At 74.3% G+C, this 26,448-nt stretch carries 24 protein-coding genes; 6 read left to right on the top strand and 18 right to left on the bottom strand.

Going from position 1 to position 26,448, the window contains the following annotated elements:
- Nucleotides 1-5 precede the first annotated feature (5 nt).
- A complete protein-coding gene (locus tag C593_RS0117470; RefSeq protein WP_018848596.1) occupies nucleotides 6-1,448 on the bottom strand; it encodes a histidine kinase in 1,443 nt (480 codons plus the stop codon).
- Nucleotides 1,445-2,473 (bottom strand): hypothetical protein, encoded by a 1,029-nt coding sequence (locus tag C593_RS0117465; protein WP_020610338.1) that lies wholly within the window; start codon nucleotides 2,471-2,473, stop codon nucleotides 1,445-1,447. Before C593_RS0117465 ends, C593_RS0117470 begins: the two co-directional genes overlap by 4 nt.
- 285 nt (nucleotides 2,474-2,758) lie before the next feature.
- Here C593_RS0117465 and C593_RS0117460 point away from each other — a divergent pair, with 285 nt between their 5' ends.
- A complete protein-coding gene (locus tag C593_RS0117460; RefSeq protein ID WP_026277792.1) occupies nucleotides 2,759-4,303 on the top strand; it encodes an aldehyde dehydrogenase (NADP(+)) in 1,545 nt (514 codons plus the stop codon).
- A gap of 109 nt (nucleotides 4,304-4,412) precedes the next feature.
- On the opposite strand, the gene C593_RS0117455 is transcribed toward C593_RS0117460, so the two are convergent.
- The 5 genes from C593_RS0117455 to C593_RS0117435 all read right to left on the bottom strand — a co-directional run bounded on the left by C593_RS0117455 (nucleotide 4,413) and on the right by C593_RS0117435 (nucleotide 8,689).
- Nucleotides 4,413-4,955: an NUDIX hydrolase gene (locus tag C593_RS0117455; RefSeq protein WP_018848593.1), complete on the bottom strand. Its 543-nt coding sequence runs from the start codon at nucleotides 4,953-4,955 to the stop codon at nucleotides 4,413-4,415.
- A 4-nt stretch (nucleotides 4,956-4,959) separates the two neighbouring features.
- Nucleotides 4,960-6,081, bottom strand: a complete 1,122-nt coding sequence (locus C593_RS0117450) for an adenosylhomocysteinase (RefSeq protein WP_018848592.1) — start codon at nucleotides 6,079-6,081, stop codon at nucleotides 4,960-4,962.
- A gap of 283 nt (nucleotides 6,082-6,364) precedes the next feature.
- Nucleotides 6,365-7,210, bottom strand: coding sequence for a Scr1 family TA system antitoxin-like transcriptional regulator (locus C593_RS0117445; protein WP_018848591.1), 846 nt, complete (start codon nucleotides 7,208-7,210; stop codon nucleotides 6,365-6,367).
- Nucleotides 7,207-7,959, bottom strand: a complete 753-nt coding sequence (locus C593_RS0117440) for a DUF6879 family protein (protein WP_018848590.1) — start codon at nucleotides 7,957-7,959, stop codon at nucleotides 7,207-7,209. The genes C593_RS0117445 and C593_RS0117440 overlap by 4 nt, the downstream gene beginning before the upstream one ends.
- 223 nt (nucleotides 7,960-8,182) lie before the next feature.
- Complete coding sequence (locus C593_RS0117435; RefSeq protein ID WP_018848589.1) at nucleotides 8,183-8,689, bottom strand: GNAT family N-acetyltransferase; 507 nt, start codon at nucleotides 8,687-8,689, stop codon at nucleotides 8,183-8,185.
- A gap of 108 nt (nucleotides 8,690-8,797) precedes the next feature.
- On the opposite strand from C593_RS0117435, the gene C593_RS0117430 reads away from it, so the two are divergent.
- Nucleotides 8,798-9,868, top strand: coding sequence for an aminotransferase class V-fold PLP-dependent enzyme (locus C593_RS0117430; RefSeq protein WP_018848588.1), 1,071 nt, complete (start codon nucleotides 8,798-8,800; stop codon nucleotides 9,866-9,868).
- A 163-nt stretch (nucleotides 9,869-10,031) separates the two neighbouring features.
- Here the strand turns inward: C593_RS0117430 and C593_RS0117425 are convergent, their stop codons facing one another.
- Complete coding sequence (locus C593_RS0117425) at nucleotides 10,032-10,556, bottom strand: MarR family winged helix-turn-helix transcriptional regulator (protein ID WP_018848587.1); 525 nt, start codon at nucleotides 10,554-10,556, stop codon at nucleotides 10,032-10,034.
- Between the two features lie 205 nt (nucleotides 10,557-10,761).
- Between C593_RS0117425 and C593_RS0117420 the strand changes: the two genes are divergently transcribed.
- Entirely contained in the window at nucleotides 10,762-11,832 is a 1,071-nt protein-coding gene (locus C593_RS0117420; protein WP_018848586.1) for an alkene reductase, read from the top strand.
- A gap of 88 nt (nucleotides 11,833-11,920) precedes the next feature.
- Here the strand turns inward: C593_RS0117420 and thpD are convergent, their stop codons facing one another.
- The 5 genes from thpD to C593_RS0117395 all read right to left on the bottom strand — a co-directional run bounded on the left by thpD (nucleotide 11,921) and on the right by C593_RS0117395 (nucleotide 16,643).
- The gene (gene thpD, locus C593_RS0117415; protein ID WP_018848585.1) at nucleotides 11,921-12,817 is read right to left on the bottom strand and encodes an ectoine hydroxylase; all 897 of its coding nucleotides are present in this window, start codon (nucleotides 12,815-12,817) and stop codon (nucleotides 11,921-11,923) included.
- 5 nt (nucleotides 12,818-12,822) lie between these two features.
- The gene (locus C593_RS0117410) at nucleotides 12,823-13,221 is read right to left on the bottom strand and encodes an ectoine synthase (RefSeq protein ID WP_018848584.1); all 399 of its coding nucleotides are present in this window, start codon (nucleotides 13,219-13,221) and stop codon (nucleotides 12,823-12,825) included.
- A 65-nt stretch (nucleotides 13,222-13,286) separates the two neighbouring features.
- Nucleotides 13,287-14,555, bottom strand: coding sequence for a diaminobutyrate--2-oxoglutarate transaminase (ectB, locus tag C593_RS0117405; RefSeq protein WP_018848583.1), 1,269 nt, complete (start codon nucleotides 14,553-14,555; stop codon nucleotides 13,287-13,289).
- Nucleotides 14,556-14,607: 52 nt separating this feature from the next.
- Entirely contained in the window at nucleotides 14,608-15,165 is a 558-nt protein-coding gene (gene ectA / locus C593_RS0117400) for a diaminobutyrate acetyltransferase (RefSeq protein WP_078521633.1), read from the bottom strand.
- Nucleotides 15,166-15,539: 374 nt separating this feature from the next.
- The gene (locus tag C593_RS0117395) at nucleotides 15,540-16,643 is read right to left on the bottom strand and encodes an aminotransferase class V-fold PLP-dependent enzyme (RefSeq protein ID WP_018848581.1); all 1,104 of its coding nucleotides are present in this window, start codon (nucleotides 16,641-16,643) and stop codon (nucleotides 15,540-15,542) included.
- Between the two features lie 120 nt (nucleotides 16,644-16,763).
- On the opposite strand from C593_RS0117395, the gene C593_RS0117390 reads away from it, so the two are divergent.
- Both C593_RS0117390 and C593_RS0117385 read left to right on the top strand, forming a co-directional pair.
- A complete protein-coding gene (locus C593_RS0117390) occupies nucleotides 16,764-17,849 on the top strand; it encodes an amidohydrolase family protein (RefSeq protein WP_018848580.1) in 1,086 nt (361 codons plus the stop codon).
- 414 nt (nucleotides 17,850-18,263) lie between these two features.
- Nucleotides 18,264-19,250, top strand: a complete 987-nt coding sequence (locus tag C593_RS0117385) for an SCO1860 family LAETG-anchored protein (RefSeq protein ID WP_018848579.1) — start codon at nucleotides 18,264-18,266, stop codon at nucleotides 19,248-19,250.
- A 131-nt stretch (nucleotides 19,251-19,381) separates the two neighbouring features.
- On the opposite strand, the gene cobC is transcribed toward C593_RS0117385, so the two are convergent.
- Nucleotides 19,382-20,479, bottom strand: coding sequence for an Rv2231c family histidinol phosphate aminotransferase CobC (cobC, locus tag C593_RS0117380; RefSeq protein ID WP_018848578.1), 1,098 nt, complete (start codon nucleotides 20,477-20,479; stop codon nucleotides 19,382-19,384).
- A gap of 81 nt (nucleotides 20,480-20,560) precedes the next feature.
- Nucleotides 20,561-20,980 carry a cobalamin biosynthesis protein gene (locus tag C593_RS33845; RefSeq protein WP_018848577.1) on the bottom strand — a complete coding sequence of 140 codons (420 nt, stop codon included), beginning with the start codon at nucleotides 20,978-20,980 and terminating at the stop codon, nucleotides 20,561-20,563.
- A 648-nt stretch (nucleotides 20,981-21,628) separates the two neighbouring features.
- Between C593_RS33845 and C593_RS0117370 the strand changes: the two genes are divergently transcribed.
- Nucleotides 21,629-22,348, top strand: a complete 720-nt coding sequence (locus C593_RS0117370) for a ZIP family metal transporter (RefSeq protein WP_018848576.1) — start codon at nucleotides 21,629-21,631, stop codon at nucleotides 22,346-22,348.
- Nucleotides 22,349-22,365: 17 nt separating this feature from the next.
- Here the strand turns inward: C593_RS0117370 and C593_RS0117365 are convergent, their stop codons facing one another.
- From C593_RS0117365 to C593_RS0117355, 3 genes are read right to left on the bottom strand one after another with little or no spacing between them, the layout of a single operon-like run.
- Nucleotides 22,366-23,748, bottom strand: coding sequence for a cobyrinic acid a,c-diamide synthase CobB (locus C593_RS0117365; RefSeq protein WP_018848575.1), 1,383 nt, complete (start codon nucleotides 23,746-23,748; stop codon nucleotides 22,366-22,368).
- The gene (gene cobO, locus C593_RS0117360) at nucleotides 23,742-24,350 is read right to left on the bottom strand and encodes a cob(I)yrinic acid a,c-diamide adenosyltransferase (protein ID WP_018848574.1); all 609 of its coding nucleotides are present in this window, start codon (nucleotides 24,348-24,350) and stop codon (nucleotides 23,742-23,744) included. The genes C593_RS0117365 and cobO overlap by 7 nt, the downstream gene beginning before the upstream one ends.
- Nucleotides 24,350-26,419 (bottom strand): putative cobaltochelatase, encoded by a 2,070-nt coding sequence (locus C593_RS0117355; RefSeq protein ID WP_018848573.1) that lies wholly within the window; start codon nucleotides 26,417-26,419, stop codon nucleotides 24,350-24,352. The genes cobO and C593_RS0117355 overlap by 1 nt, the downstream gene beginning before the upstream one ends.
- Nucleotides 26,420-26,448 lie beyond the last annotated feature (29 nt).

The following is a 26,448-nucleotide window of genomic DNA, read 5'->3' as shown; positions in this document are numbered from 1 at the left end:
CCCGGTCACCGGGCGTCCCCCGCCGCGCCCGTGCCACCGGGGCCGTACGGGAGCGACGCCGCCAGCCGCCAGACGCCGCCGCCGGGACCGTCCTCCGGCCCGGCCCCCGCGCGCCCGCCCAGCAGCGCGGCACGTTCGGCGACCCCGCGCAGTCCCCGGCCCCCGCCCGGGCGGACCACCGGGGCCTGCTCCGGCAGCGCGTTCTCCATCGTGATCTCCACCCTTCCGCCGTCCACGGCGATCCTCAGCGACACCGGGAGGCCCCCGGCATGGCGCACGGCGTTGCTCAGCCCCTCCTGCACGATCCGGTACGCCTCCCGGGAGACCCGCGCCGGGACGGCGGCCGGGTCGCCCGCCGTCCGCAGCTCCACCGCCACCCCGCTGCGGGACACCAGCCCGCCGACGGACGCCAGCAGCGGCCCCGTCCCACCCGCGGCCCCGTCCCCCGGGGGCGGTTCGTCGTCCCGGCGCAGCAGCCCGAGGACCGCGTCCAGTTCGCCGACCGTCCGACGGCAGGTCTCCTCGATCGCGCCCAGAGCCTCCCGGACGAACTCCCGGTCGCCCGCGCGGTCGCTGTCCAGCACCCGGCGTGCGGCCCCGGCCTGGAGGGTGACGGCCGACAGCGCGTGACCCACCGAGTCGTGCAACTCCCGTGCCAGCCGGTTGCGTTCGGCCAGCTCCGCGGCGCGTAGTTCGGCCTCGGCCAGCCGGTCGGCGGGCGTCGGGCCGAGGAGTACCGGGGCGCGGTTCGCCAGCAGCGCTCCCGCCGCCGCCGAGGCCGCCGCGAGGGCCAGCAGCATCCCGAGGCCCGCGAGCGGCAGGAGCACGTGCCACCAGCCCGAGCCACCCACGTCCAGCTGCCGGCGCAACGAGGGCAGGAACGGGGCCACGACCAGGGCGGCGGCGAACGGCGGCAGCGCCAGCGACGCCCCGCTGACCAGCGCCCCGACGCCCAGATGCAGGGCGAACCAGCCCGCGGTGCGCACCCGCGCCGCCCGGCCGCGCGCCGGTCCCTCGGCGAACCGGGCGCCCGGCACCCCGCACAGGGCGCGGGCGGCGGCCACCGAGAGCGGCCGGGCGATCGGCAGCAGCCCGGCGATCGCGGCGAGCGGCACGGCCACGCCGTACGCCGAGAACTGGAGGGCGCCGGAGCCCGCGAACGCGTAGTCCTGCCCCGTCACCGGGCCCATCACGACCGCGCCCACCAGCCAGAACGGCATCAACAGGGCTCCGCCGAGCACCAGATGCACCCAGCGCAGCCGGGCCCGTGCGCCCAGCAGCGCCCGCGCCGCGCCCCGCAGGGCGGAGCCGGTGCCGGGGGCCGCGGCGGGTGCCCGGTGGTCAGTGCCGGGGACGCCGCCGGGCGCCGGGTCGTCGGTGCTGCCGGGGGCCGCGCCGGGTGCCAGGCGGTCGGCGCCGGGGGCGCCGCGGCCCGCCTCCTCGCTCACACGCGCCGCCGGGTCAGCACGGCGACCGTCACCGCGGTCAGCAGCAGACCGGAGATCATCCCCACAGCGTAGGTGAGCGTCACCACCGCCGTCCGGCTCTCGCCGCCGGCGGGCAGCAGGGAATTGATCAGCATCCAGCCGCCCCAGGCCGTCCACGCGGCCGTGGCGACCCAGGCGCCCGCCAGCACCGGCCCCAGCCGCAGCCGGGGAGCCGCCCGGAACGCGAGGACCAGCGCGCAGACCACGGCGACCACCGCGAACGCGGCGCGCAGCCCTTCCAGCAGCCGGAAGCCGGCGGGGCCCGACGCCCCGAGCCCGGTCGTCGCCCCGCCCGCCCACGCCAGGTGGACGGCGGCCGGGAAGACGGCGGCGACGGCCCCGAGAACGGCGCACCACCGGACCCCCCGGGTCGCCGCGGAGGCCGGCAGCCCGCCGACCGTCCCCTGCCACAGCGAGCCCCAGCGGTCCCGGGTGTAGAGGAGGAACAGCGCGCCGAGGGCGAGGCCCTGGAGGATGAAGCCGCCGTAGACGACGGCGAACACCCAGTCGTCCAGGAAGGGTTCGGCGCTGCCGGCGGTGGAGTCGGTACCGTGGGAGCCGCCGAACAGGCCCGCCGCGAGCTGGAGGGGGTAGCCGGTCATGATCGGCGCGAGCAGCCCGGTGGCCGTCCACATCGGCACGGTCAGCAGCCAGGGCCGCACCCGCGTCCCCCACGGCCGGGTGAGCAGCAGGGCGAGGACGATCACCGAGCCGTCCATCAGCACGGTGACGGCGTTGGCGACGGCGATCGCCGTGGGGTGGTCGAGCAGGACGCTGCCCTCCGGGATGCCGGTGCGGCTGCCGGTGAGCCACGCCGTCTTGAGCGTCAGATAGGGGAGGCAGGCGGCGATCGCGACGGCCCGCAGCCAGGCCCGGGCACGGGCGGTGCGCGCCGGGGCGGGGGTTCTGGCCGGGGCGGGGTCGGTGGTCGGGGTGGCGGCGGCCTGGGCGTCTGCCGGACGGGTCACGGGGTCCATGGCGTCCACCCTGCTGGCCCGGGGCGCGGCGCACCTCCTGCGCCGGGAGGATCCCTCTCCGCCGCCCGGCGGAGACGCGGCGCGCGCCCGGGGTCCGGGCCGGACCCCGGGCGCCTGGTGGTCCGGGCGCGGGAGGGTCACCCCGGTGCACAGTCGTCCAGGCGCGGGGCCGGTCACCATGGGGCCGTCGTGCGGGCCCGGGCCGGCCACCCCGGGCCCCTGGTCACGACCGGCAACCCCGTCCAGAATGAACCGCGTTCGCACACTCAGAGCCGAGTCCGGGAGGCACCCGCGGTGGCAGCAGCACAGGTCTGGAGCGTGGACCCGCGTACGGGGAAGCGCCGGGAGCAGGTCGCGGCCGAGGCCACGGCGGGCGAGGTCGACGCCGCCGTACGGGCCGCCCACGCGGCCCGCGCACAGCTCGCGGACCGCGCCGTGCGGGCGGCCTTCCTGCGTACCGCCGCCGCCCTCCTGGAGAAGTCCCGGGACGCGCTCGTCGAGACGGCGGACGCGGAGACCGCCCTCGGCTCCGTCCGGCTCACCGGCGAACTGGGCCGCACCTGCTACCAGTTGCGGGCCTTCGCCGGGACCGTCGAGGAGGGCGCATTCCTGGACGTGGTGATCGACCACCCGGACGCGGCCGCCACCCCACCCGTCCCGGACCTGCGGCGCTACAAGATCCCGCTGGGCGTGGTCGCGGTGTACGCGGCCTCCAACTTCCCCTTCGCGTTCTCCGTGCCCGGCGGCGACACCGCGAGTGCCCTCGCGGCCGGCTGCCCGGTCGTGGTCAAGGCCCACCCCGACCACCCCGCCACCTCCGAGCTGGTCGCGGCGGTGCTGCGGGCCGCGGCGGCCGAGCACGGGCTGGACCCGGCCGTGCTCGGGCTCGTCCACGGCTTCGACGCGGGACTGGAGCTGGTGCGCCACCCGCTCGTCGCCGCGGCCGGGTTCACCGGCTCGGTGCGCGGCGGACGGGCCCTCTTCGACGCGGCCGCCGCCCGCCCGGTGCCCATCCCCTTCCACGGCGAACTCGGCTCGCTCAACCCGGTGGTGGTCACCCCGGCCGCCGCGGACGAGCGCGCGGCGGAGATCGGGGCCGGGCTCGCGGGCTCGATGACCCTGGGCACCGGCCAGTTCTGCGTCAAGCCCGGACTGGTGCTGGTCCCGGCGGGCGAGGCCGGGGACCGGCTCGTGGGCGCCCTCGCCGAGGCGGTGGCCGAGGCCCCGGCCGGGTTCCTGCTCGACGCCCGGATGCGGGAGAACTTCCTCGGCGGCGCGGCGGAGCGGGCCGCCCTGGACGGCGTCGCCGCCCCCGTCGCCCCGGGCGCGGCCGACGGGCAGGCCGTCCGGCCCGGCTTCCTGACCGTCCCCGCCGGGCGGCTGACCGGGCCCGGCGCGCACGACGCCCTCCTGGAGGAGTGCTTCGGCCCGCTGACCGTCGTCGCCCGCTACACGGACCCGGCCGAGGCGAGCGCGGTCCTGGCCCGGCTGCCCGGCAACCTCACGGCCACCGTCCAGCTCTCCGCCGAGGAGGCCCGAGGCGGCGGGGACGGCCCGCGCCTCCTCGCGGAACTCACCCCGCTCGCCGGACGGATCCTCGTGGACGGCTGGCCCACCGGCGTCGCCGTCGCCCACGCCCAGCACCACGGCGGCCCCTACCCGGCGACCACCTCCACCTCGACGTCCGTCGGCGCGACCGCCGTCGAACGCTGGCTGCGCCCGGTGACCTACCAGACGACCCCCGAGGCGCTGCTCCCGCCGGAACTCCGCGACGACAACCCCCTCGGCCTGCCCCGGCGCGTGGACGGCCACCCGGAAATCGGCCGCCTGGAGCCCTGACCCGCACGGCTCGCCGGCCCCGCCCCCCTGCCGGGACGGAACGCGGTCGGGGGTCTTCCGCAACCAGATGTGCGAATGGACGGGCGGACTGCGGATGTGTGGGGCGGGACTACCGGAGCACTGCCGCGACCCGAGCCCGCAGCGTCTCGTCAGCAAGGGCGTCCAGGCTGCGCCACGCGTAGCCGCTCACTTCCTCCTCCTGGAGCGTCACGACCTGATCGCCGGTGGCGCGGAAGACGTACCGGAAGTCGGCGTGCCAGTGGGGTCCCTCACCCTTGCCGGCGTTCGCGGGGATCGGGTGCACGTCAATGTGTACGGGCGTGGGCTGGACGGGGGCGAGGCTGAGCGTCACACCCGTTTCCTCGACCAGTTCGCGGAGGGCCGCACCCAGCAGGTTCGTGTCCTCGGGCTCAAGGTGTCCACCGGGGGTCAGCCACGTGCCGAGCACGTTGTGATGAATGAGCAGCGCTTCGCACCGATCGTTGAGGAGCACCGCGCCCGCGGTGGCGTGCCCGCGGAGTTCCTTGCGGCTGGTCACGTCCGCCCCCTGGTCCAGTAGCTCGGTCAGAGGGGTCAGAGCGTGCTTGTCCTCGGGGTGTGCGTCGGCGTACTCGACGAGGGTCGCGCGGATGTGGTCTGCCGTGATGGGCATGGGTTCACCTGTTGTAGTAGTGAAGCCAGGTAGCCGCGATGGCTGCCCGGTCCTTGGCGGGTACCTCGTGCATGGCCGCATCGAGACCACCGCGAGCGAGCAAGGCCGCGCCCGCGAGGATTTCTGACTGAACGAGGAAGATGAACGGTCCAACGCTTGCGCCGTGGATGAAGTTGACCGCCTCGCCCCCATTCAGCAGATAGAAGTAGTGCCCGGTCGTGCTGTACCGGCTCACGTGCTCGCCGGCGCTGTCGCGGACGTAGCCCGAGGGCAGTCCGCTCAACTCCAACTCGTCTTCCGAGCTGGTCACGGTCGCCACGTAGGCGCCGTTCTTGAGTTGCGGGAAGTCCTCGCCGCGCAGGGACAGCGCTCCCGTCGCGCACAGCACCAGTCCGGCCGTGGCTACTGCCTGGTCGCGGTCCCGGGCAACCTCGAATCCCTGTGACATGGCCTGTGCGCGCCGTACGGGGTCGATGTCGTAGACGATGACCCGCACGCCCTTGACGTGCAGCAGACGAGCGATGCTGGATCCGAGCTTGCCGAACCCGAGGACCAGGGCAGGGCGCCCGTGCAGGATGTCCCCGCGCTGCCGTAACAGCGCCTCCGCCGAGAACACGACGGACTGACCGACCAGGAAGTCTTCCGGGTCCTTCAGCGGACTCCGGGCCACCGAGACCACGGGGCACGGCAGCTTGGCCCGCTCCGCGTAGCGCTTGTGGCCGTTCTCGGTGTCCTCCACCACACCGAGGACGGTTCCCGAGAACTGTTCGCAGAGCGCGTCCAGCGAGGGAGCGAAATACCCGCCCACGTCGAGAAGAACGACGTTCTCGCCGGCTGCTCTGGTCTCCAGGTAGGACACCGCGGTGTCCGGGTCACCGAACATGCCGCGCGACAGCTTGTCGCACGCCAGTGTCTGCTCGATTTCTCGGCGCGCACCGGCGTGGATGGACTTGGGCTTGGGCAGCACGGCTCGCAGCTTCGTCACCTTGCCCACCGCAGCGACGAACGCAGGTCGCTCGATCAGCAGATGAGTGATCAGCAGCGAGGACGGAAGTTCGGGCGGTGTGAACGTTTCGGCGATCTTGCCGAAGTACGTGTCGAGCCGCGCGCGGTCGGATGACTCCATGGATGCCCCTCTCGGTCAGCGGCGGAACTCGGTGCAGACGGCCTTGCCGGGCTCCCCCCGGCGGTACCCGTGTCTGACTGCGTTCGCTTTCAAGGGAGAGCAGATTCCGCGCGAGGGGCTCGGGACGCTGCGTCCTTCCGCTGTCCCGGGGAGCGCGCAGCGCCATCGCGCTACGCCTGTGACGTTCGGACGGTTTCGGCCCACCGACCCGCCCTTCGCATCTGAACTCTGCATGCCAGAACGCTAGGGAAGGCGCGGGAAACAGGACGGTCCGTATTCGCGGTTATTCTCGCGGGCTCAAGAACTGCTTGGCCCGCGCGAGCACACGATGTGCCTCGGCCCCGTAGAGGGCGCTTTCTTCCAGCGCCTCCCACGCTCGAACGTGCAGTGCGACGTCCTCCGGATCGTCGAGCCACATCTCGGCGTGCCAGGTCTCGGTGATCACGAGACGGCCGTCGTGCAGGGAGAACCCGACCCCGGCGGGTACGTTCAGGTCCGCTTCGAACGGCACGATCCCCACCCTGACGTTCCCGGGACCGAGCCGGCCGACGATCCGGTCGAGCTGCGCGCCGAGCACAGCGGACGGGCAGGGGCGGGCTCGCAGGGCTCCCTCCCAGACGAGGAAGTGAAACGCCCGACTCTGATCCGTGAGGATGTCCTGGCGCCCCATGCGCGCCTGCACGGCGGCCTCTATGTCCCTGGGGGCGGTATGGATCGCGGAGTAGCGCGTCAGGACGGAGCGCGCGTAATCCGGGGTCTGCAAAAGGCCGGGTATCAGCGCCGGATCGAAGCTGCGGCGGGAGCGGGTTCTCCGGGCCTGTGCCCGGTGCGCCTCTTGTACGGCGCGGTATCCGCCCGCCAGTTGGCGGCGCCAGGACCGGTACTGCGTCTCCAGCCCGCGCAGTCGCCCGATCAGTTCGCCGGTTGCTCCCTTGTTCCCGGTCCCTTCGGCCCACGCGGTGAGATCAGCGACGGTCGGTGTCTGCCTGCCGGTCTCCAGCTTGCTGATCTTGGACTGTCCCCACTCAAGCCGGGCGGCCAGGTCACGGCCCGTAAGCCCGCCCTCGGTGCGCAGCTCCCGCAGGCGTGCACCGAGGGAGACGCGGGCTTGCTGAAAGTCCGTACTCACTCGGCGGACGGTACCCGAGCCGCGAACTCCTGATAGGGGACCGCGTGATGCCACGCGGCATCCCGGGTCTGGCAGGCCCGTAGCACTTCCGCCGGGTCAGTGATCAGCTCCATGCCGATGGTGCGCTCACCATCGAAGTGGAAGCGCGCCACGGTGCGGGAGTCGAACAGCCAGAAGTCCGAGAGGTTCACTCCGCGGCGCTCGGCGTCGGCACGCCACAGATGACGGATGTCCTCGCCGGCTGCGACGTTCGTCCGTGCGCAGGCGAGTAGATACCGCTGTCCAGTGGTCGGAGGGTTGTCCACGATGCGAACGCGCTCGAACCGCTTGCCGCCGTCCACCATGCGCCGGACGTTGGCGAACCACGGATGGCCGACTTCTCCCGCCGTGTGGCCGGTCCGCAGGAACTCCTGGTAGGAGGGCATTGCCTGGTCGGACGCGTAGCCACTGCGCGTTTCCAGCCGCCATGCGGTGTGCTCGAACCCATCGTTGATGAACTCGCTGATCTTCTGTTGCGGAACGAACTCCGGCACGTGCGTGACCTCCCTCGGCGAGAAGTTCGCCAGCAGGGCCCGAGGCACCACCACGAAGGCTTCCCCTTCCTTGACGTACTTGAGCTGTGCCACGTCCGTGGGGTCGCTCACCGCGTCCCCCTGCACGAGCACTTCCCCCGTGTCCAGGTCCTCGTACAGAGTCGGGCAGTCGCCTACTCCGGACGTGCTCCCGAGGACCCGCAGTCGCCTGGCCATGGCTGTTCCCGTCGTCGTCGGACACAACAGCGCAAGCATGATGATCCGAAGGGATCTCTGTCCGGTGTGATTCTCGATTATTCGCAGGCATCCATTGCTCAGGACCGTCGGCCCCGCCGACGCCCCCGACGCGGCGGCCTGCGGGCCGGACGGCGCGTGCGACATCCGGGCCTGACGCTCCGGCCCGGCGGCGTCCCCGCGTAACGCCCCGGGCCGGACGGCGTCAGGTCCCCGGGGCGTCCAGCCGACGGGTGAAGGACGTGCCCGGGCGGCCCGCCACCCGCGTCGGGCCGGTGGGGGTGAAGCCCGTGCGGGCCAGGACCGTCAGGGAGGCGGTGTTGTCCAGTGTGGTCACCGCGCGGAGCGCGGTCAGTCCGTACACGTCCGCCGCCAGTGCGCACACCTCGTGCACGGCGGCCGTCGCCAGGCCCCGGCCGGCCGCGCTCCGGGCGATGCGGTAGCCCAGTTCGGCGCAGCCGTCCGCCGCGTCCACCAGGTTGACCCGGCCGAGGACCGTGCCCGTCCCGTCCACCAGGACATGGAAGAAGCAGGCCCCGGTGGCCTGTTCGGCGAGCAGGGCCGTGTGCCGGGAGCCGAACTCCGCGAAGTACGCGTCGCCCCGGTCCGGGACCGAGGCGGCGAAATACGCGCGGTTCTCCCGCTCGAAGGCGAGCAGGGCGCTGGCGTGGCCCGCGCGCAGCGGCTGGACGAGGGGGCGGGGAGCGGGCATGCGCGGCACGCTACCGGGGGTCCCGTCGGCAGCGCACCGGGATTGCGGCCGGGGTCCCGGTGCGAGGCGTCATTGACCGGTGGGCACCGGGCGACGGAGGGTGACCGCATGGACCGTACACAGAGTGCCGGGGACCTCCACCCGTCGGCCGCCGGTGAGTTCGCGCCCGCGTCGGCGTATCTGAACACCTCTCTCTGCGGGCTGCTGCCGCACCGCTCGGTACGCGCGATCGGCCGCCTCGCCCAGGAACTCGCCGAGGGCCGGGCCGGCGGGTCCGGCGACTGGGACGCGGTGGAGGACTCCCGCGCCTCGTTCGCCCGGCTCACCGGCGTCGACCCGGCCCGGGTCGCCGTCGGCGGCTCGGTCTCGGTACACGTCGGACTGATCGCCGCGTCCATGCCGCCGGGAGCCGAGATCCTGTTCCCCGAGGGCGAGTACGCCTCCGTCATCACCCCGTTCACCGTCCGGGGCGACCTGCGTACCCGGTTCGCTCCGCTGGAGAAGCTGGCCGGGGCGGTGGGGCCGGACACCGCCCTCGTCGCCCTGTCGTCCGTGCAGTCCTCGGACGGCCGGATCGCCGACCTGGCCGCCGTCCGCGCGGCCGCAGCGGCCCACGGGGCCCGCACCCTGCTGGACGCGAGCCAGTCGGCGGGCTGGCTGCCGCTGCGCGCGGGGGAGTGGGACTACACCGTGACCGGCGCCTTCAAGTTCCTGCTCTGCCCGCGCGGTGTCTCCTTCCTGACGGTCACCGAGGAGGCGCAGCGGGAACTGGTCCCGGTGCACGCGGGGACCTTCGCCGCCGAGCGCCTGTGGGAGACGACCTACGGGCCGATCGGTGAACTCGCGCACTCGGCACGCCGCTTCGACGCCCCGCCCTCGTTCCTCTCGTACCACGGGGGCCGGCGGTCGCTGGCGCTGGTCGAGGAGATCGGGGTGGACGTGCTGGGCGGGCACGCGCTGGGCCTGGCCCGGCGTTTCCGCGCGGGCCTCGCGGAGCTGGGACGCCCGGCGGTGGAGGCGGACTCGGCGGTCGTCGCCGTGCCGGGGCTCGGCGACCGGGCCGGGGCGCTGGCCGCCGCGGGCGTGGCGGTCTCGGCCCGGGCGGGCGGTCTGCGGGCCGCGTTCCACCTGTACAACACGGCGGCGGACGTGGACCGGACCCTGGACCTGCTGGCGTAGGCCCGCGCCGGGCCGGGCGTAGGCCCACGCCGGGCGCCGCCCGGGGCGCCCCCGGAGGTCCGGGAAATCCGGACCCGGAGCGCCCCGCCCGGCGTCAGTCCCCCGCCCGGCCTGCGCCCAGCGCGGCGTCAGTGGGCCGCCCGGGCCTGCGCCCGGCGCGGCGTCAGTGGGCCGCCCGGGCCCGGACCTGCGGGCAGTCCGCCGTCTGGGTACGCAGGCTCTCCTCCACCTTGCCCAGCAGCCGGGCGAGTTCGGCGCGCTCGTCCGGCTCCAGGCCCGCGAGGGTGTGCTCCTCCAGCTCGGTCCACGCGGCGGAGACGTCGGCGAGGAGCGCGCAACTGCGCTGGGTCGCCTCGACCATCACCGCGCGCCGGTCACCGGGGTCGGGGCTGCGGCTGACATGGCCGGTCTGCTCCAGGCGCTGGAGCATCTTGGTGACCGTGGAGGGGTCCAGACCGACCTCCCGGATCAGCTCCGACTGGCGCACCGGCCCCGCGCCCCACAGGCGCATCATCAGGAACTCCTGGCCGGGGTAGAGGTCCAGGCGCCGCAGCAGCTTGCCCGCGGCGATGCGGTGCAGCCGGGCGACCCGGGAGAGGGCGTGGCTCACCGGGCCGCCGCGGGCGGCGAGCGGGAGCGCGTCGGTACAGACGGGGTCGCCCTGGGGGCCGGGCGCGGCTGCGGACATGGTGGCCTCCTCGGCCGCGGGCGCGCGGCCCGCGCTGCTCTGCTCGTTTACGCGATGTGTCGGCTGTTCGGTTCCCGACCGCACGGGCGGCTGGCCCACGCGGCTGAAATGCTCCCACACATTCTATCTTGGTCGGCCAATGAATGAGGTACAGTGTGGCCCGGACAGTTCATTGGCCGACCACGTAAATCCCCTGGGGGCGTTCATGACCACCGCTTTCGACCCCGTCCGGCTCGCCGGCCGGCAGCTCGCCAACCGCATCGCCATGGCCCCGATGACCCGCAGCCGCGCCCACGGTCCCGGCCTGACGCCCACGCCGTCGGTCGTCGAGTACTACCGGCAGCGTGCCGGCGCGGGGCTGATCATCACCGAGGGCACCCAGCCCTCCGCCGTGGGCCAGGGCTATCCGGACACTCCGGGCCTGCACAGCCGCGAGCAGATCGCCGCCTGGCGCGAGGTGACCGACGCCGTGCACGCGGCGGGCGGCACGATCTTCGCGCAGCTGATGCACGCCGGCCGGATCGGGCACCCCTCGCTGCTGCCCGGCGACCTCACCCCCGTCGGCGCCTCACCGGTCGCCGCCAAGGGGCAGGTCTTCACGCACGACGGCCCGCTCGACTTCGTCGTCCCGGCCGAGCTGAGCGGGGAGGAGGTGCGGGCCACGATCGCCGACTTCGCCGCCGCCGCGCGCAACGCGGTCGAGGCCGGCTTCGACGGTGTGGAACTGCACGGCGCCAACGGCTATCTGATCCACCAGTTCCTCGCGCCCAACACCAATCTGCGCAGCGACCGGTGGGGCGGCGCGGAGGAGAACCGCGTCCGTTTCGCGGTGGAGACCGCGCGGGCGGTGGCCGAGGAGATCGGCCCCGAGCGCACCGCCCTGCGGATCTCGCCCGGGAACCCGTACAACGACATCGACGAGCCGGAGCCGGAGGCGGTCTACACGGCCCTCGCCCGTGAGCTGGCGCCGCTGGGCCTCGCCTATCTGCACATCATCGAGGCGGGGCCCGAGCAGCGGGAGCTGGTCCTCGCCCTGCGCAAGCTGTTCTCCGGGACGGTCGTCCTCAACCCGGCGACCGAGGGCCCGACCGGCCCGGACGCCCTCGCGCTCGTCGAGGAGGGCGTCGCCGACCTGGTCTCCTACGGCGCGCTGTTCCTGGCCAACCCGGACCTGCCCGCACGGCTGCGGGCCGGGGGACCGTTCAACACCCCCGACCCGTCGACCTTCTTCGGCGGTGGCGACCGGGGCTACACGGACTACCCGGCCCTGGGCTGACGCCCGACACCCGACACCTGACACCCGACGCCCACCCGGCCCCGGCCCGCGAGACGGGGCCGGGACCGGGTGAACGCAGCGCGCGGCGCTACCGCACCGGGGTGAAGTCGCGCGCCCCGATGAACTCGGGCCTGCGCACCGGAGCCGCGAACGGCTCCTCCGCCGTGTTCTCCACGCTGTTGAACACGATGAACACATTGCTGCGCGGGTAGGGCGTGATGTTGTCGCCCGAGCCGTGCATGCAGTTGCAGTCGAACCAGGTCGCGGACCCGGCCCGGCCGGTGAACAGCCGGATGCCGTGCTCGTCCGCGAAGCCCGTGAGCGCCTCGTCGGACGGGGTGCCCGCGTCCTGCATCTGGAGCGACTTCTTGTAGTTGTCCCTCGGCGTCTCGCCCGCGCAGCCGAGGAAGGTCTTGTGCGATCCCGGCATGATCATCAGACCGCCGTTGGTGTCCAGGTTCTCGGTCAGCGCGATCGAGACGGACACGGTCCGCATGTTCGGCAGACCGTCCTCGGCGTGCCAGGTCTCGAAGTCCGAGTGCCAGTAGAACCCGGAGGCCCCGAAGCCGGGCTTCACGTTGATCCGCGACTGGTGGACGTAGACGTCCGAGCCGAGGATCTGGCGGGCCCGGCCCACCACGCGCTCGTCGCGCACCAGGTTCGCGAAGACCTCGCTGATCCGGTGTACCTCGAACACGGACCGGACGTCCTGGGACTTGGGCTCGATGATCGAGCGCTCGTCGGCGCGCACCGCCGGGTCGGTGACCAGCCGGTCCAGTTCGGCCCGGTAGACGGCCACCTCCTCGTCGGTGACGAGCTGGTCGACGGTGAGGAAGCCGTCCCGCTCGAAGCCCATCAGGTCGGCCGTGGTGATCGGGCCGGGGGCGCCGGGCGCCGACCAGACGACCGGGTCCTTGCGCGGGGTCTTCACCTCCGAGGCGCCACGGGTCGGATAGAGGTCGGTGCGTTCGGGTGCGGTGGTCATGGAGATCAGCCCTCCTCCGTCAGCAGCGGGTAGACGCCGTTCTCGTCGTGGTCCTCCCGTCCGGTGACGGGAGGGTTGAAGACGCAGATACAGCGGAAATCGGTCTTCGGGCGCATGGTGTGCTTCTCGTGCCCGTCGAGCAGGTACATCGTGCCGGGCTCGATCCAGTGGGTCTCGCCCGTCTCGTCGTTGGTCAGCTCGGCCTCGCCCTCGACGCAGAGCACGGCCTCGATGTGGTTCGCGTACCACATCGACGTCTCCGTCCCCGCGTACAGCACGGTCTCGTGCAGCGAGAAGCCGACCTTCTCCTTGGCGAGCACGATGCGCTTGCTCTCCCATGTGCCGGACGCGGCCTTCACATGGCGGTCGGTGTTCTCGATGTCCTTGAACGATCGGACGATCACAGTGCCTCGCTACCTCTCTGTCTCTCGGTGTGGCTCCCTCGGCGGTGCCGGGGAGTCCGGTGGGGTCAGACGGTCTCGCGGACGGAGCGCGCCAGGATGCGCAGGCCCTCGTCCAGTTCGTCGGGCGAGACGGTCAGCGGCGGCAGCAGCTTGACGACCTCGCTCTCCGGCCCGGAGGTCTCCAGGAGCAGGCCCAGCTCGAAGGCGCGGGCGCAGACCCGTCCGGCGCGCGCCTTGTCCTCGAACTCCATGCCCCACACCAGGCCCCGGCCGCGGAAGCTGACACCCTTGTCGCCGGCCTCGTCGACGATGGACAGCAGCGCCCGCTCGACCTGCTCGCCGCGGGCGAGGGTCTGCTTCTCCATCTGGCCGTCGGCCCAGTAGGCGTTCAGCGCGGCGGCCGCGGTCACGAAGGCCGGGTTGTTCCCGCGGAAGGTGCCGTTGTGCTCGCCCGGCTCCCAGATGTCCAGCTCCGGCTTGAACAGGCAGAGGGACATGGGCAGTCCGTAGCCGCTGATGGACTTGGACAGCGTGACGATGTCCGGCGTGATGCCGGCCTCCTCGAAGGAGAAGAACCCGCCGGTGCGGCCGCAGCCCATCTGGATGTCGTCGACGATCAGCAGCATGTCCTGGCGCTCGCACAGCTCCTTGAGCGCGCGCAGCCATTCGGGCCGGGCCACGTTGATGCCGCCCTCGCCCTGCACCGTCTCCACGATCACGGCGGCGGGCTTGTTGAGACCGGAGCCCTGGTCCTCCAGCAGCCGCTCGAACCACAGGAAGTCCGGGACCTGGCCGTCGAAGTAGTTGTCGAAGGGCATCGGGGTGCCGTGCACCAGCGGGATGCCCGCGCCGGCCCGCTTGAACGCGTTGCCGGTGACGGCGAGCGCGCCCAGCGACATGCCGTGGAAGGCGTTGGTGAACGAGACGATGGCCTCGCGCCCCTTCACCTTGCGGGCCAGCTTCAGCGCGGCCTCGACAGCGTTGGTGCCCGTCGGCCCCGGGAACATGACCTTGTAGGGCAGGTCGCGCGGGCGGAGCACCACGTTCTGGAAGGTCTCCAGGAAGCCTCGCTTGGCCGTGGTCGCCATGTCCAGGCCGTGGGTGATGCCGTCGCGCTCGATGTAGTCGATCAGAGCGCGTTTCAGGACGGGGTTGTTGTGCCCGTAGTTGAGCGAACCGGCGCCGGCGAAGAAGTCCAGGTAGGTGTGGCCGTCCTCGTCGTGCAGGTAGCTCCCCTGGGCACGGTCGAACACGGCGGGCCAGCCGCGGCAGTAGCTGCGGACCTCGGACTCCAGGGTCTGGAACACGCTGAGGGCGGGCGGGGTGATGGTCATCACGTCTCCAAGAAGATGGGGGTGGCGGGGTGCGGCGGACCGGAGCCTGCTGCTACGCGGCGAGAGGGCCGATGCGGTAGAGCACCTCGGGCTGGTGGGTGCCCTCCGGGAACAGCCCGCCGTCGAAGAGGACCTCGCGGCTCAGGGGCGCGTCGTGGCGCTGTGCGTAGGAGGTGAACAACCGGTCGGACGCCGTGTTGTCCGGCGTGATGGTGGTCTCGATCTCACGGACCCCGCGCCCGCCGGCCACCTTGGCCGTCAGCGCGTCCAGCAGGACGCCGGCGAGCCCCCGGCCGCGGTGCGCCTTGTCGACGGCGACCTGCCAGACGACGAGGGCCTCCGGGCGGTCGGGGCGTACGTAACCGGTGACGAAGGCGATCGGTTCGCCGTCCCTGCCCCGCGCCACCACGGAGGTGGCGGCGAAGTCGCGGCACCACAGCAGGTAGCTGTACGAGGAGTTGAGGTCCAGGACCTCGGAGTCGCGGGCGATGCGCCAGATCGCGGCTCCGTCCTCCACTCGTGGGGTGTCGATCTGCGGCGGCTCCGGGGAGTCCGCGTTTTCCGGGAATGCGTCTCGGGCTCGTACAAGGTCTTCTTGTGCGGCGGTCATGCAAATTGAATTTACCGAGCAAATTCGCAGATCGCATCGTGCGGAGGGGTTGGGTGGACGCGTCGGATGTGTTATCGCGCGGGCGCGAGCCGGAGGCCGTCGGGAGCGGGAACGTCCCATATTGCACGGGAAAATCCGGGCAAAACGACCTTTGTGTTATCTCGGTCACACTCCTGCGACCTCATGGGAACCGTCTCCGAACGTCAATGGAATCGTTGGAGATCCGGGCGTTTAGCCTCTCGGATCGCGGGCAGCAGAATGATGGAAGCTAATCAAGGGAAATCGCCACCCGTGTGTCGGTTCCATTTATCGGGTGAATTCCCGTGCGCATCCCTTCGCGGTGTCGCCGTGGATGCGCACAGTAATTCGTCGCGCTATCCGGTGAACGCCTCGCCGGCCGCCCGCAGCGCCCCCTCCAGGTCCACCCGGCCGCCCCGGGCCGCCACCGCCGCACCCAGCGCCGCCAGCGAGGACTGCACCGTGCCGCGGGTCGCGGCCGGGCCGTAGTGGTTGACGCGGATCATCACCTCGGCCAGCGCCCCGCCACCCGCGACCAGCGGCAGCGAGGGGTCGGCCGCCAGGGCCGTGGTCACCAGGTCCCGGGCGTCCATCCCCTCGGACACCCGCAGGGTGGTCGCCACCGGGGCGGCCTCCGCCGCCCGGCGCACGAACGGGGCGAGCCCGCCGCCGAGAGCCAGCACACCCGCCCGCGTCGCCGCCGCGGCCGAGGCGTGGCGCGCCCGCACCGCGGCCGGTCCGTCGGCCCCGATCCGCTCCACGCACGCCTGCAGGGCCAGCATCTCCAGCTGCGCCGGGGCGTGCGGCAGGGCCCTGCGCCCGGCGTCGATCCAGCGCTCCTTCCAGTCCAGCAGCGACAGGTACGAGCGCCGGGGCGCGTCAGGGTTGGCCGCGAGCCGCTCCCAGGCCCGCTCGCTCACCGAAACCGCCGACACCCCGGCGGGCCCGCCCATCGCCTTCTGCGCGCCGATCACGCACAGGTCGACGCCCCACGCGTCCGTCAGCAGCGGCTCGGCGGCCACCGAGGCGACCGCGTCCAGCATGAACAGCGCGCCGTGCGCCCGGACCACCTCGCCGATCTCCGCGACCGGGTTGGTGTTGCCCGTCGCGGCCTCGGCGTGCACCAGGGAGACGAAACCGATCTCCGGGCGCTCCGCCAGGGCCCCGGCGACCTGTGCGGCCGTCACCGCGGTGTCGAACGGGACCTCCAGGTCCACCACCGTGGCGCCGCAGTCACGCAGCCAGTCGCCGAAGGTCTGTCCGTAGGGGCCGGTGACCACGTTCAGCGCCGTGGACCCGCGGGGCGCACCGCCGCGGATGCACCCCTCCAGCGGCAGCAGCGCCTCGCCCTGCATGATCACCACGTCCTGCTCGGTGTTCATCAGGGCGGCCACCGAGCGCTCGATGTCGGCGAAGTGCGCCGCGGTCAGCGGGGCGAGGTCCAGCAGGGGGTGCGTCACGGCGGTGCTCGGCTCTCTCGTGGTTCTCGTCGTTCCCGTGGTTCTCGTGTCCCGGGCGGTCCGCCCGAGCCTATCGAGGGGCCTCGTACCGGGTCCGGCACGCCTCGTACAGTGCCTGGTATGAGCGAGCAGACGGTGCTGCATGTGACGGGACGGGTGCTCTTCGGCCCGGACGAGGCGCGGGACGAGCTGTGGGTGGTGGACGGCCGGATCACCTACGAGCGCCCCCGTGCCGAGGCCCTCACCGTGCGCGGCTGGGCCCTGCCCGGACTGGTCGACGCCCACTGTCACGTCGGCCTGGACGCGCACGGCCCGGTCGACGCGGAGACCAGCGAGAAGCAGGCCCTCACCGACCGGGACGCGGGCACCCTGCTCATCCGCGACGCCGGTTCCCCCTCCGACACCCGCTGGATCGACGACCGCGAGGACCTCCCGAAGATCATCCGTGCGGGCCGCCACATCGCCCGCACCCGCCGCTACATCCGCAACTACGCCCATGAGATCGAGCCCGGGGACCTCGTCGCGTATGTCGCCCGGGAGGCCCGGCGGAGCGACGGCTGGGTCAAGCTGGTCGGCGACTGGATCGACCGGGAGGCGGGCGACCTGACCCCCTGCTGGCCGCGCGGCGAGGTCGAGGCGGCCATCGCCGAGGCGCACCGCCTCGGCGCCCGGGTCACCGCGCACTGCTTCGCCGAGGACTCCCTGCGGGACCTGGTGGAGGCGGGCATCGACTGCATCGAGCACGCCACCGGCCTCACCGAGGAGACCGTCCCGCTCTTCGCGGAACGCGGCGTCGCCATCGTCCCCACCCTGGTCAACATCGCCACCTTCCCGCACCTCGCGGACGGCGGGGAGGCGAAGTTCCCCCGCTGGTCGGCCCATATGCGCCGGCTCCACGCGCGGCGCTACGACACGGTGCGCGCGGCCTGGGACGCGGGTGTGCCCGTCTTCGTCGGCACCGACGCGGGCGGCTCCCTCGCCCACGGGCTGGTCGCCGAGGAGGTCGCCGAGCTGGTGAAGGCGGGCATCCCGCCGCTGGACGCGCTCTCCGCGACCACCTGGGGCGCCCGGCGCTGGCTCGGCCGCCCGGTCCTGGAGGAGGGCGCCCCGGCGGACCTGGTCGTCTACGACGAGGACCCGCGCGCCGACGTCCGGGCCCTGGCCGGGCCGCGGCGGGTGGTGCTGAACGGGCGGATCATCGGCTGAGCCCCGGCGGGTGGTCCTGAACGGGCGGATCATCGGCTGAGCCCCGGCGGGCCCCGGGCCCGGGCCGGCGCGCGTCCCTCGGGACCGGCCCGGCGAGTGTGCGCCCGGTTGACCGAACGTGACCCGGGGCCCGCGCGGGTCGTTGAGACACTTCCGGCCCGCGAACCCGGTGCGCCCCTGGTCACGCCGGGCGCACCTCCCCGGCCGGGTGACGGGGGAGGCGGGCGCGAACGCACGTGCCACGGGAATCGAATAGAGACGCGGAAACCCCCCTTTGGAGTGAACTGACCTCAGGTGTCTGTGCGTTCACTCTCCGTGCGCAAAGATTCCCGTGTCTTGGTCGCCCGGACGACCGCCCGCGTGTCCCCGCGGGCGGTCCGGCGACGCCATGTCTCCTGTGGGGGTTCCACCACCGTGAACAGCAACACCTTCCGCACGTCCGCACGGACGTCCGCCCGCCGGACCGCGGCGGCGACGGCCGCCGCCGCCCTGATCGCGGGGCCCCTCGCGCTGGCCGCGCCCGCGCACGCCACCGGCGGCGAAGGGAAGGCGACCGCGGTCGTCCTCCGGGCCGGTCTCGACGTCGGCCTGCTCAACAAGTCGGTCCACGTCCCCCTGGAGGCCACCCTCAACGAGGTGCAGGCCCCCGCGAGCGCCGAGAAGACCGCCCTCACCGTGACCCTGGACGGTGTGGAGAAGGGCCGGCCGGTCAGGGTCCTGCGGGCCGACGTGGCTTCCTCGGCGGCGACCGTCGAGGAGGGCCGGGCGGAGGCGTCCAGCAAGCTGGTCAAGGCCCGGGTGCACGTCCCCGGCCTGCCGCTGCTCTCCCTGGTCGAGGTGGAGCAGGTCACCTCCGAGGCCGTCTGCGTGGCGGGCGAGCAGCCCACCGCGAAGTCCAACCTGCTCGGCCATGTGAAGGTCCTCGGCAAGAAGGTCACCCTCTCCGCGGGCGGGCCGACCGTCGTGGACGTGCCCAAGGTCGGCAAGGTGACCCTGGACGTCTCCCGGACGAGCACCACCTCCACGACGGCCGCCGCGACCGCGCTCCGGCTCACGGTCTCCGTCAACCCGCTGGATCTCAACGTCGCCGAGGTCGACGGCGAGATCACCCTCGTCGAGGCCACCTGCGAGTCACCGAAGGCACCCGAGAAGCCGGCCGAGGAGAAGCCCGCGGAGGAGAAGCCCGCCGAGCCGGCCCCCGAGGAGCCCGGCGAGGAGGAGCCGTCGAAGGCCCCGGAGAAGAACATCGCGGCGCAGTCGGCCCAGGAGCCGCAGGAGAACCTCGCCGCCACGGGCGGGAGCTCGGCCACCCCGTACATCGCGGGCGGCGCCGGGCTGCTGCTGGTCGGCGGCGCGGCGGCGCTCGTGATCTCCCGGCGCCGCGCGGGCGACCAGGGCTGAGCAGGCGGCTGACCGACGGACGGCCGGCGGCCGGCCGGGCCCACCGAGGGGGGAGGGCCCGGCCGGCCGCGTTCCGGCCCGGCGGTCGGTCGGCCCACCGCCGTCACCCGGCCGCCGTCAGCCCACCGCCGTCAGCCGACCGCCGTCAGCGCCTGGTCCAGTGCCTGAAGGAAACGATTCGTCGTCGCCCGGTCCCGGACGGCCAGCCGCAGCCACTCGCCGTCCAGACCCGGGAACGTGTCCCCGCGCCGGGCCGCGAACCCCAGCCCGCGCAGCCGCTCCCGTACCTCGCGCGCGCGGCGCACCCGGACCAGCACGAACGGCCCGGCCGCCGCCTCCACCGCGCGTACCTCGTCGAACTCGGCCAGCCCCGCCAGCAGATGGGCCCGGTCCGCCGCGATCCGCTCCGCCGCGCCCGAGGCCTCCGCCAGCGCCGCCGCACCCATGCACGCCTCCGCGGCGGCCAGCGCCGGCGTGGACACCGGCCACAGCGGCTGCGCCCGCTCCAGCGCCGCGATCGTGCCCGGCTCCGCGAGGACGTAGCCGATCCGCAGCCCCGCCAGGCCCCAGGTCTTGGTCAGGCTGCGCAGCACCACCAGCCCCGGCACGTCCGTACGCCCGGCCAGGGCCTCCACCTCGCCCGGAACGGCGTCCATGAACGCCTCGTCCACCACCAGCAGCCGCCCGGGGCGGGCCAGTTCGGCGATCCGGTCCGCCGGGTGGAGCACCGAGGTGGGATTCGTCGGGTTGCCGATCACCACCAGGTCCGCCGCCTCCGGCACCGCGGCCGGGTCCAGCCGGAAGCCGTCCGACTCGCGCAGCAGCACCCGCCCGACCTCGTGCCCGGCGTCCCGCAGGGCGGCCTCCGGCTCGGTGAACTGCGGGTGCACCACCACCGGCCGGCGCACCCGCAGGGCACGGGCCAGCAGCACGAACGCCTCCGCCGCACCTGCGGTGAGCAGCACCCGGTTCACCGGCAGCCCGTGCCGCCGGGCGACGGCGGCCCGCGCCGCCCGGCCGTCCGGGTACGCGGCCAGTGAGCCGAGGGCGTCGGCCATGCGCTCCCGCAGCCAGTGCGGCGGGGTCCCGGCGCGCACGTTGACGGCGAGGTCGACGAGGCCGGGGGCGCCGTCGCGGACCTCGGCGTCCCCGTGGTGACGCAGATCGTGCCCGCCCGCGGGCCGCTCGGGCAGCGCGGCGCGGTCGTCGTGGTCAGAACTCGTGTACATGGCGCCCGCGCAGGGGGAGGGAAGGACGGGACACGGTGGGTCTCCTCGGTATGTGGGGGGTCGAAGAACACACGACGGCCATCATGTCGCCTGCGGTCCGATACCGGCAGAGGTCACGGGCGGGCGGGATCCGGTCCGTGCGATGGCACACGTCACACCGGGCCGCCCGCCCGCCGGCCGGGACACCTGCTTGGGCACCAGCAGCGTTCCGCCGCCCGCGAGCGCGGCCGCCTCGGCGACCGAGGGCGTGCCGACGGCGGCGAGCACGCGCGCCGAGCCGCCGGGTACGGGTACGCCGGCCAACTCGGCGGCGCTCCGGCCCACCAGCGGTACGCCGAGCCACCGCGCGGCCTCGACGAGCCCCGCCTCCGCCGCGCGGCTGTCGAGCGTCACCAGCACGCCGACCCGGGCCTCCGCCAACCCGGCCCCGTCCAGCGCCGCCCGGATCAGCGCGAGCACATCCGAGGCCGCCACCCCCCGCGACGCCCCGACCCCGACCACGAGGTCCCGCGGACGGGCACCGCTCGGACCGGCCGGACCCGCCCCCGCCCGGGCGGTGCGCGGCCCGGCTCCGCGGGAGCCCGCCCCGGCCGTACCGGCCCCGGCCGTACCGGCCCCGGCCGTACCGGCCCCGGCCGTACCGGCTCCGGCCGTGCCCGGCGGACGACCCGATCCGCCCGCCCCGGTGGGCCCGGCGCCCTCCGGGGCCGGCTCCGCCGAGGCGGGGCCCCGCCGGGCTGCCTGCGAACTCGGCCCGGCAGGGCCGGAATCCGCGCCGATCGCGGGTGGACCCGCCGGGCCCGGCACATCGGCGCCGTGGTCGGCTCCCGGGCCGGCCGCCGGGAAGCCCGCCCGGGCCGCGTCCGCCCCGGAACCCTGCCCGGGGGCGTCGGGGCACGCGCCAGGTCTCCGCCCGGCCACCGGGGAGCCCGCCCGGGCCGCGTCCGCCCCGGCCGTCGAACCACCGACCCCCGCCCAGGCGGGGCCCCGCCCGGCCGTGTCGGAGCATGCCCCCGCACCCCGCCCGGTCGCGCCCGGTGCGGGCCCGGGCGGCCCGGAACGCACCCCGTGGCGCGGGGAGCGCGCAACCGGGTGAACCCCGGTGGGCGCGGGTCGCACCAGGACCGGTCGATGGGCTAGGCAGGCCCCATGGCCGTGTTCGTCGCGCTCGGCGCGTTCCTGATGACGCTGTTCGGCGGCTGGATGGCGCATCGCGTCACCGACCGCCGGCACCTCGTGTTCGGTCTCGCGGGCGGGCTGATGCTCGGCGTCGTCGGGCTCGAACTCCTGCCGGAGGCACTGGAGTCGGCGGGCCGCCCCGTGTTCGGCGTCCCGCAGGCGCTGCTGCTGTTCGTCGGCGGCTTCCTCCTCGCCCACCTCGTGGAACGCCTCCTCGCCGTCCGCCACGCGGCCCACGGCGGGGAGCACCGGGTGCCGCAGGTCGGGATGACGGCCGCCGCCGCGATGGTGACCCACAGCCTGATGGACGGCATCGCGATCGGCGCCGCCTTCCAGGTGGACGGCGGCATGGGTTGGACCGTCGCCCTCGCCGTCGTCACCCACGACTTCGCCGACGGCTTCAACACGTACACCCTCACCAGCATGTACGGGAACACCCGCCGCCGCGCCCTGCTGATGCTGGTGGCCGCCGCGCTGGCGCCCGTCGTCGGGGCCGCGTCCACCCTGCTGTTCACGCTCCCCGCCGAACTCCTCGGCAGCTACCTCGGGTTCTTCGGCGGCGCGCTGCTCTACCTGGCCGCCGCCGAGATCCTGCCCGAGGCGCACCACGACCACCCGGCGCGCTCCACCCTGCTGTGCACCGCCGGGGGAGTGGCCTTCGTCTGGCTGGTGGTGGGCCTCGCCGAGTGAGCCCCGCCCGGGCGGGCTCACGGCACCGGACGGACGGCCGCGCAGGCCGCCGTGAACCGGGCGGCGACCCCCGGCCGCGAGGCCCAGTGCGTGTGCAGATAGCTCGCGTGCACCCCGCCCCGCGCCCAGCCCTCCACCCGGCGTTCGGGGCGGACCATCCCCCACGCGGGCACCGGACCCGCGCCCGGCTCCAGCACCGTGCGATGGAACTCGTGCCCCCGCAGCCGCGTTCCCGCCGCCGCCAGCGGGCTGTCCGCGATCGCGACGGCCTCCCGGTAGCCCAGGGTGAGCCGCCCGGTCATCCGTGCGTCGGCGTCGAGGACCCCGCACATCGGCTTCCCGTCGAGGGAACGCGCCAGATACAGCAGGCCCGCGCACTCCGCCGCCACCGGTGCCCCCGACTCGGCGAGCGCCTCGACCGCCTTGCGCAGCGGCTCGTTCGCCGACAGCTCCGGCGCGTACACCTCCGGGAACCCGCCGCCGATCACCAGGCCCCGGGTCCCGGCCGGCAGGTCCTCGTCGTGCAGTGGGTCGAAGGGCACGACCTCCGCCCCGGCGGCCGTCAGCAGTTCGACGTGCTCCGCGTACGAGAAGGTGAAAGCGGCCCCGCCCGCCACGGCGACCACCGGCCGCTCCCCGTCCGGCCCACCCCGCGCGGAGCCCTCCGCCGCGAGCGCCGCCCCCGCCTCCCACGGCGCGTCCGGCAGTTCCGGCGCCGACCGGGCCAGCGCCAGCAGCGCGTCCAGGTCGCAGCCCTCCCGCACCTGCTCGGCCTGCGCCCGCACCGCGTCGACCGCCTCCGTCCGCCGTTCCGCGACCGGCACGAGGCCCAGATGCCGCGACGGCGTCGCCACGGCGGGCGCCCGCCGCAGCACACCCAGCACGGGCACGCCGGAGCCGCCGAGCGCCTCCCGCAGCAGATGTTCGTGCCGGTCGGTGGCCACCTTGTTGAGGATCACCCCGCCGATGCGCACCCCCGGGTCCCAGGAGGCGAAGCCGTGCACCAGCGCGGCCACCGACCGGGACTGCGAGGAGGCGTCCACCACCAGCACCACGGGGGCGCGCAGCAGCTTCGCCACCTGCGCGGTGGATGCCAGTTCCCCCTGCCCGGCGGCCCCGTCGTAGAGGCCCATCACACCCTCGACCACGGCCAGTTCGCAGCCGCGCGCGCCGTGCGCGAACAGCGGCCCGACCAGGTCGGTGCCGCAGAGGTAGGCGTCCAGGTTCCGGCCGGGCCGCCCGGTGGCCAGCGCGTGGTAGCCGGGGTCGATGTAGTCCGGGCCGACCTTGTGCGGGGACACCGCGAGACCCCGCCCGGCGAACGCGGCCATCAGCCCGGTCGCGACGGTGGTCTTGCCCGCCCCGGAGGACGGCGCGGCGATGACGAGACGTGCTACCACTCGATGCCCCGCTGACCCTTCTGCCCGGCGTCCATCGGGTGCTTGACCTTCGACATGTCGGTCACCAGGTCCGCGAAGTCCACCAGCTTCTGCGGCGCGTTCCGCCCGGTGATCACCACGTGCTGGGTGCCCGGACGGGCGCGCAGCACCTCGATCACCTCGTCGGTGTCGATCCAGCCCCAGTGCAGCGGATAGGCGAACTCGTCGAGCACGTAGAGCCTGTGCGTCTCGGCGGCCAGGTCCCGCTTGACCTGCTCCCAGCCCTCCCGGGCCTTGTCCTCGTTGCTCTGCTCGCCCTCGGCGGGCTCCCGCTGGATCCAGGACCAGCCCTCGCCCATCTTGTGCCAGGCGACCGTGCCGCCCTGCCCGCTCGCGCCCAGCACCTTGAGCGCGTTCTCCTCGCCGACCTTCCACTTGGCCGACTTCACGAACTGGAACACCCCGACCGGCCAGCCCTGGTTCCACGCCCGCAGCGCCAGCCCGAACGCGGCCGTGGACTTCCCCTTGCCGATCCCGGTGTGCACGAAGACCAGGGGCCGGTTGCGGCGCTGACGCGTGGTGAGCCCGTCGTCGGGCACGACGGACGGCTGTCCCTTGGGCATTACGCGGCCCTCCTCGGGGCGTGGTCGGTACGGTCCTCACGGACGTGCTTGACGAGCCCGGCGAGGGCGTCGGCCCGCAGCTCGTCCAGGGTGACGGCGGTGCCGCCGAGTTCGGCGGCGAGGGCGCCGGCCAGACCGAGGCGCACGAACCCCGACTCGCAGTCCACGACCACGGCGGCGGTCCCCTCGGCCGCGTGGAGCCGCGCCGCGCGCAGCGCCAGACCGTACGCGTCCCCCGCCCCGGTCGCCCGGCCGTCGGTGACGACGACGAGCAGCGGACGCCGCGAGGGGTCGCGCAGCCGCTCCACCCGCAGGGTCTCGTGCGCCTTCAGCAGCCCCTCGGCGAGCGGGGTGCGCCCACCGGTCGGCAGGGACTCCAGCCGGGCCGCCGCGGCGTCCACCGAGGAGGTCGGCGGCAGCGCCAGCGCCGCGTCCCGCCCCCGGAAGGTGATCAGGCCGACCTTGTCCCGGCGCTGGTACGCGTCGAGCAGCAGCGACAGCACCGCACCCTTGACCGCGCCCATCCGCTGCCGGGCCGCCATGGAACCGGAGGCGTCCACCACGAAGAGCACCAGATTGCCCTCGCGGCCCTCCCGGACCGCCTGGCGCAGGTCGTCCCGGCGGACCACCAGGCCCGCGCCGTTTCGGCCGCGCGCCCGCTGGTGCGGTGCGGCGGCCCGCACGGTCGCCGCGAGGTGGAGCTTGGTCAGCCCGCCGCGCGGGCGGCGCGCGCCGGTGGTGCGGCCGTGCTCGCTCCGCGCCCGGGACCTGCGCCCCGCCGCGCCCTCGCCGAGCCCGGGGACGCTCAGCATCCGCGTCCGGTACGGCTCGGCGGCGCGCACCGGCTGCTGCTCGCCCGCGCCGCGCGGGGCGGCGGCAGGAGCGCCCCGGGGCTCGGAAGCGTCCGGCCGCTCCCCGGACTCCTCGGGGGGCGCGGTGTCCTCGGGGGCCGCGTCCGGGGAGTCGCCGGGGCCGTGGCCCTGCGGGGGTACGCCACCGCCCCCGCCGTCGGGGCCGGGACCGTCCGGCTCCGGGTCGGGATCGGGCTCCGGATCGTCGCCGCCGAACTCGTCCAGCGTCTCGTCGAGTGTGGTCTCGTCCAGCCCCGGCGCGTCGAAGGGATTGCGGCGCCGCCGGTGCGGCAGCGCCAGCAGGGCCGCCTGCCGGACGTCCTCCTCGGCGACCTCCTCCCGCCCCGCCCACGCGGCCAGCGCGGTCGCGGTCCGGGCCATCACGATGTCCGCCCGCATGCCGTCCACCTCGAACGCGGCGCAGGTGGCCGCGATCTGACGGAGCGCCACGTCACCGAGGGCCACCCGGGGCAGCAGGTCCCGCGCGGCCGTCACCCGGTCCCGCAGCTCCGCCTCCTCGCCCGCCCAGCGCGCCGCGAAGGCCGCCGGGTCGTCGTCGTACGCCAGCCGCCGCCGGACGACCTCCACCCGCTGTTCCGGGTCCCGGGAGGCGGCGACCTCCACGGTGAGGCCGAACCGGTCCAGCAGCTGCGGCCGCAGCTCGCCCTCCTCCGGGTTCATCGTCCCCACCAGCAGGAACCGCGAGGCGTGCCGCACCGAGACGCCCTCCCGCTCGACGTACGAGGCGCCCATCGCGGCGGCGTCCAGCATCAGGTCGACCAGATGGTCGTGGAGGAGGTTCACCTCGTCCACGTAGAGGATGCCCCGGTGCGCGTCCGCGAGCAGACCCGGCTCGAAGGCCTTCACGCCCTCCGCGAGGGCGCGTTCGATGTCGAGGGCGCCCACCAGCCGGTCCTCCGAGGCGCCGACGGGCAGTTCGACCATCCGCGCGGGCCGGGAGGCCGGGGCCGCGTCGGTGTGCGGGCCGCCCGGACAGGCCGGGTCGGGGGCGCCCGGGTCGCAGGAGAACCGGCAGCCGGCCACCACCGCGACCTCGGGCAGCAGATCCGCGAGGGCGCGCACGGCGGTGCTCTTGGCCGTGCCCTTCTCGCCGCGGACCAGCACACCGCCCACCGCCGGGCTGACGGCGTTGAGCAGCAGCGCCAGCCGCAGATCGTCCATCCCGACGACCGCGGTGAACGGGTACCGGGTGCTCATGACCACTCCTTCAGTTCGCTCGGGCACTT

This window comes from Streptomyces sp. CNT372 (assembly GCF_000377145.1).
This window is presented reverse-complemented; position numbering and strand designations above follow the sequence as displayed.

Bases quoted from the DNA above. Each gene is read 5' to 3' on its own strand.
- C593_RS0117455 (WP_018848593.1), bottom strand. From the start codon at position 4,955: ATGCCCATCACGGCAGACCACATCCGCGCGACCCTCGTCGAGTACGCC.
- C593_RS0117450 (WP_018848592.1), bottom strand. From the start codon at position 6,081: ATGGAGTCATCCGACCGCGCGCGGCTCGACACGTACTTCGGCAAGATC.
- C593_RS0117440 (WP_018848590.1), bottom strand. From the start codon at position 7,959: ATGGCCAGGCGACTGCGGGTCCTCGGGAGCACGTCCGGAGTAGGCGAC.
- C593_RS0117435 (WP_018848589.1), bottom strand. From the start codon at position 8,689: ATGCCCGCTCCCCGCCCCCTCGTCCAGCCGCTGCGCGCGGGCCACGCC.
- C593_RS0117430 (WP_018848588.1), top strand. From the start codon at position 8,798: ATGGACCGTACACAGAGTGCCGGGGACCTCCACCCGTCGGCCGCCGGT.
- C593_RS0117425 (WP_018848587.1), bottom strand. From the start codon at position 10,556: ATGTCCGCAGCCGCGCCCGGCCCCCAGGGCGACCCCGTCTGTACCGAC.
- C593_RS0117420 (WP_018848586.1), top strand. From the start codon at position 10,762: ATGACCACCGCTTTCGACCCCGTCCGGCTCGCCGGCCGGCAGCTCGCC.
- thpD (WP_018848585.1), bottom strand. From the start codon at position 12,817: ATGACCACCGCACCCGAACGCACCGACCTCTATCCGACCCGTGGCGCC.
- ectB (WP_018848583.1), bottom strand. From the start codon at position 14,555: ATGACCATCACCCCGCCCGCCCTCAGCGTGTTCCAGACCCTGGAGTCC.
- ectA (WP_078521633.1), bottom strand. From the start codon at position 15,165: ATGACCGCCGCACAAGAAGACCTTGTACGAGCCCGAGACGCATTCCCG.
- C593_RS0117390 (WP_018848580.1), top strand. From the start codon at position 16,764: ATGAGCGAGCAGACGGTGCTGCATGTGACGGGACGGGTGCTCTTCGGC.
- cobC (WP_018848578.1), bottom strand. From the start codon at position 20,479: ATGTACACGAGTTCTGACCACGACGACCGCGCCGCGCTGCCCGAGCGG.
- C593_RS0117370 (WP_018848576.1), top strand. From the start codon at position 21,629: ATGGCCGTGTTCGTCGCGCTCGGCGCGTTCCTGATGACGCTGTTCGGC.
- cobO (WP_018848574.1), bottom strand. From the start codon at position 24,350: ATGCCCAAGGGACAGCCGTCCGTCGTGCCCGACGACGGGCTCACCACG.
- C593_RS0117355 (WP_018848573.1), bottom strand. From the start codon at position 26,419: ATGAGCACCCGGTACCCGTTCACCGCGGTCGTCGGGATGGACGATCTG.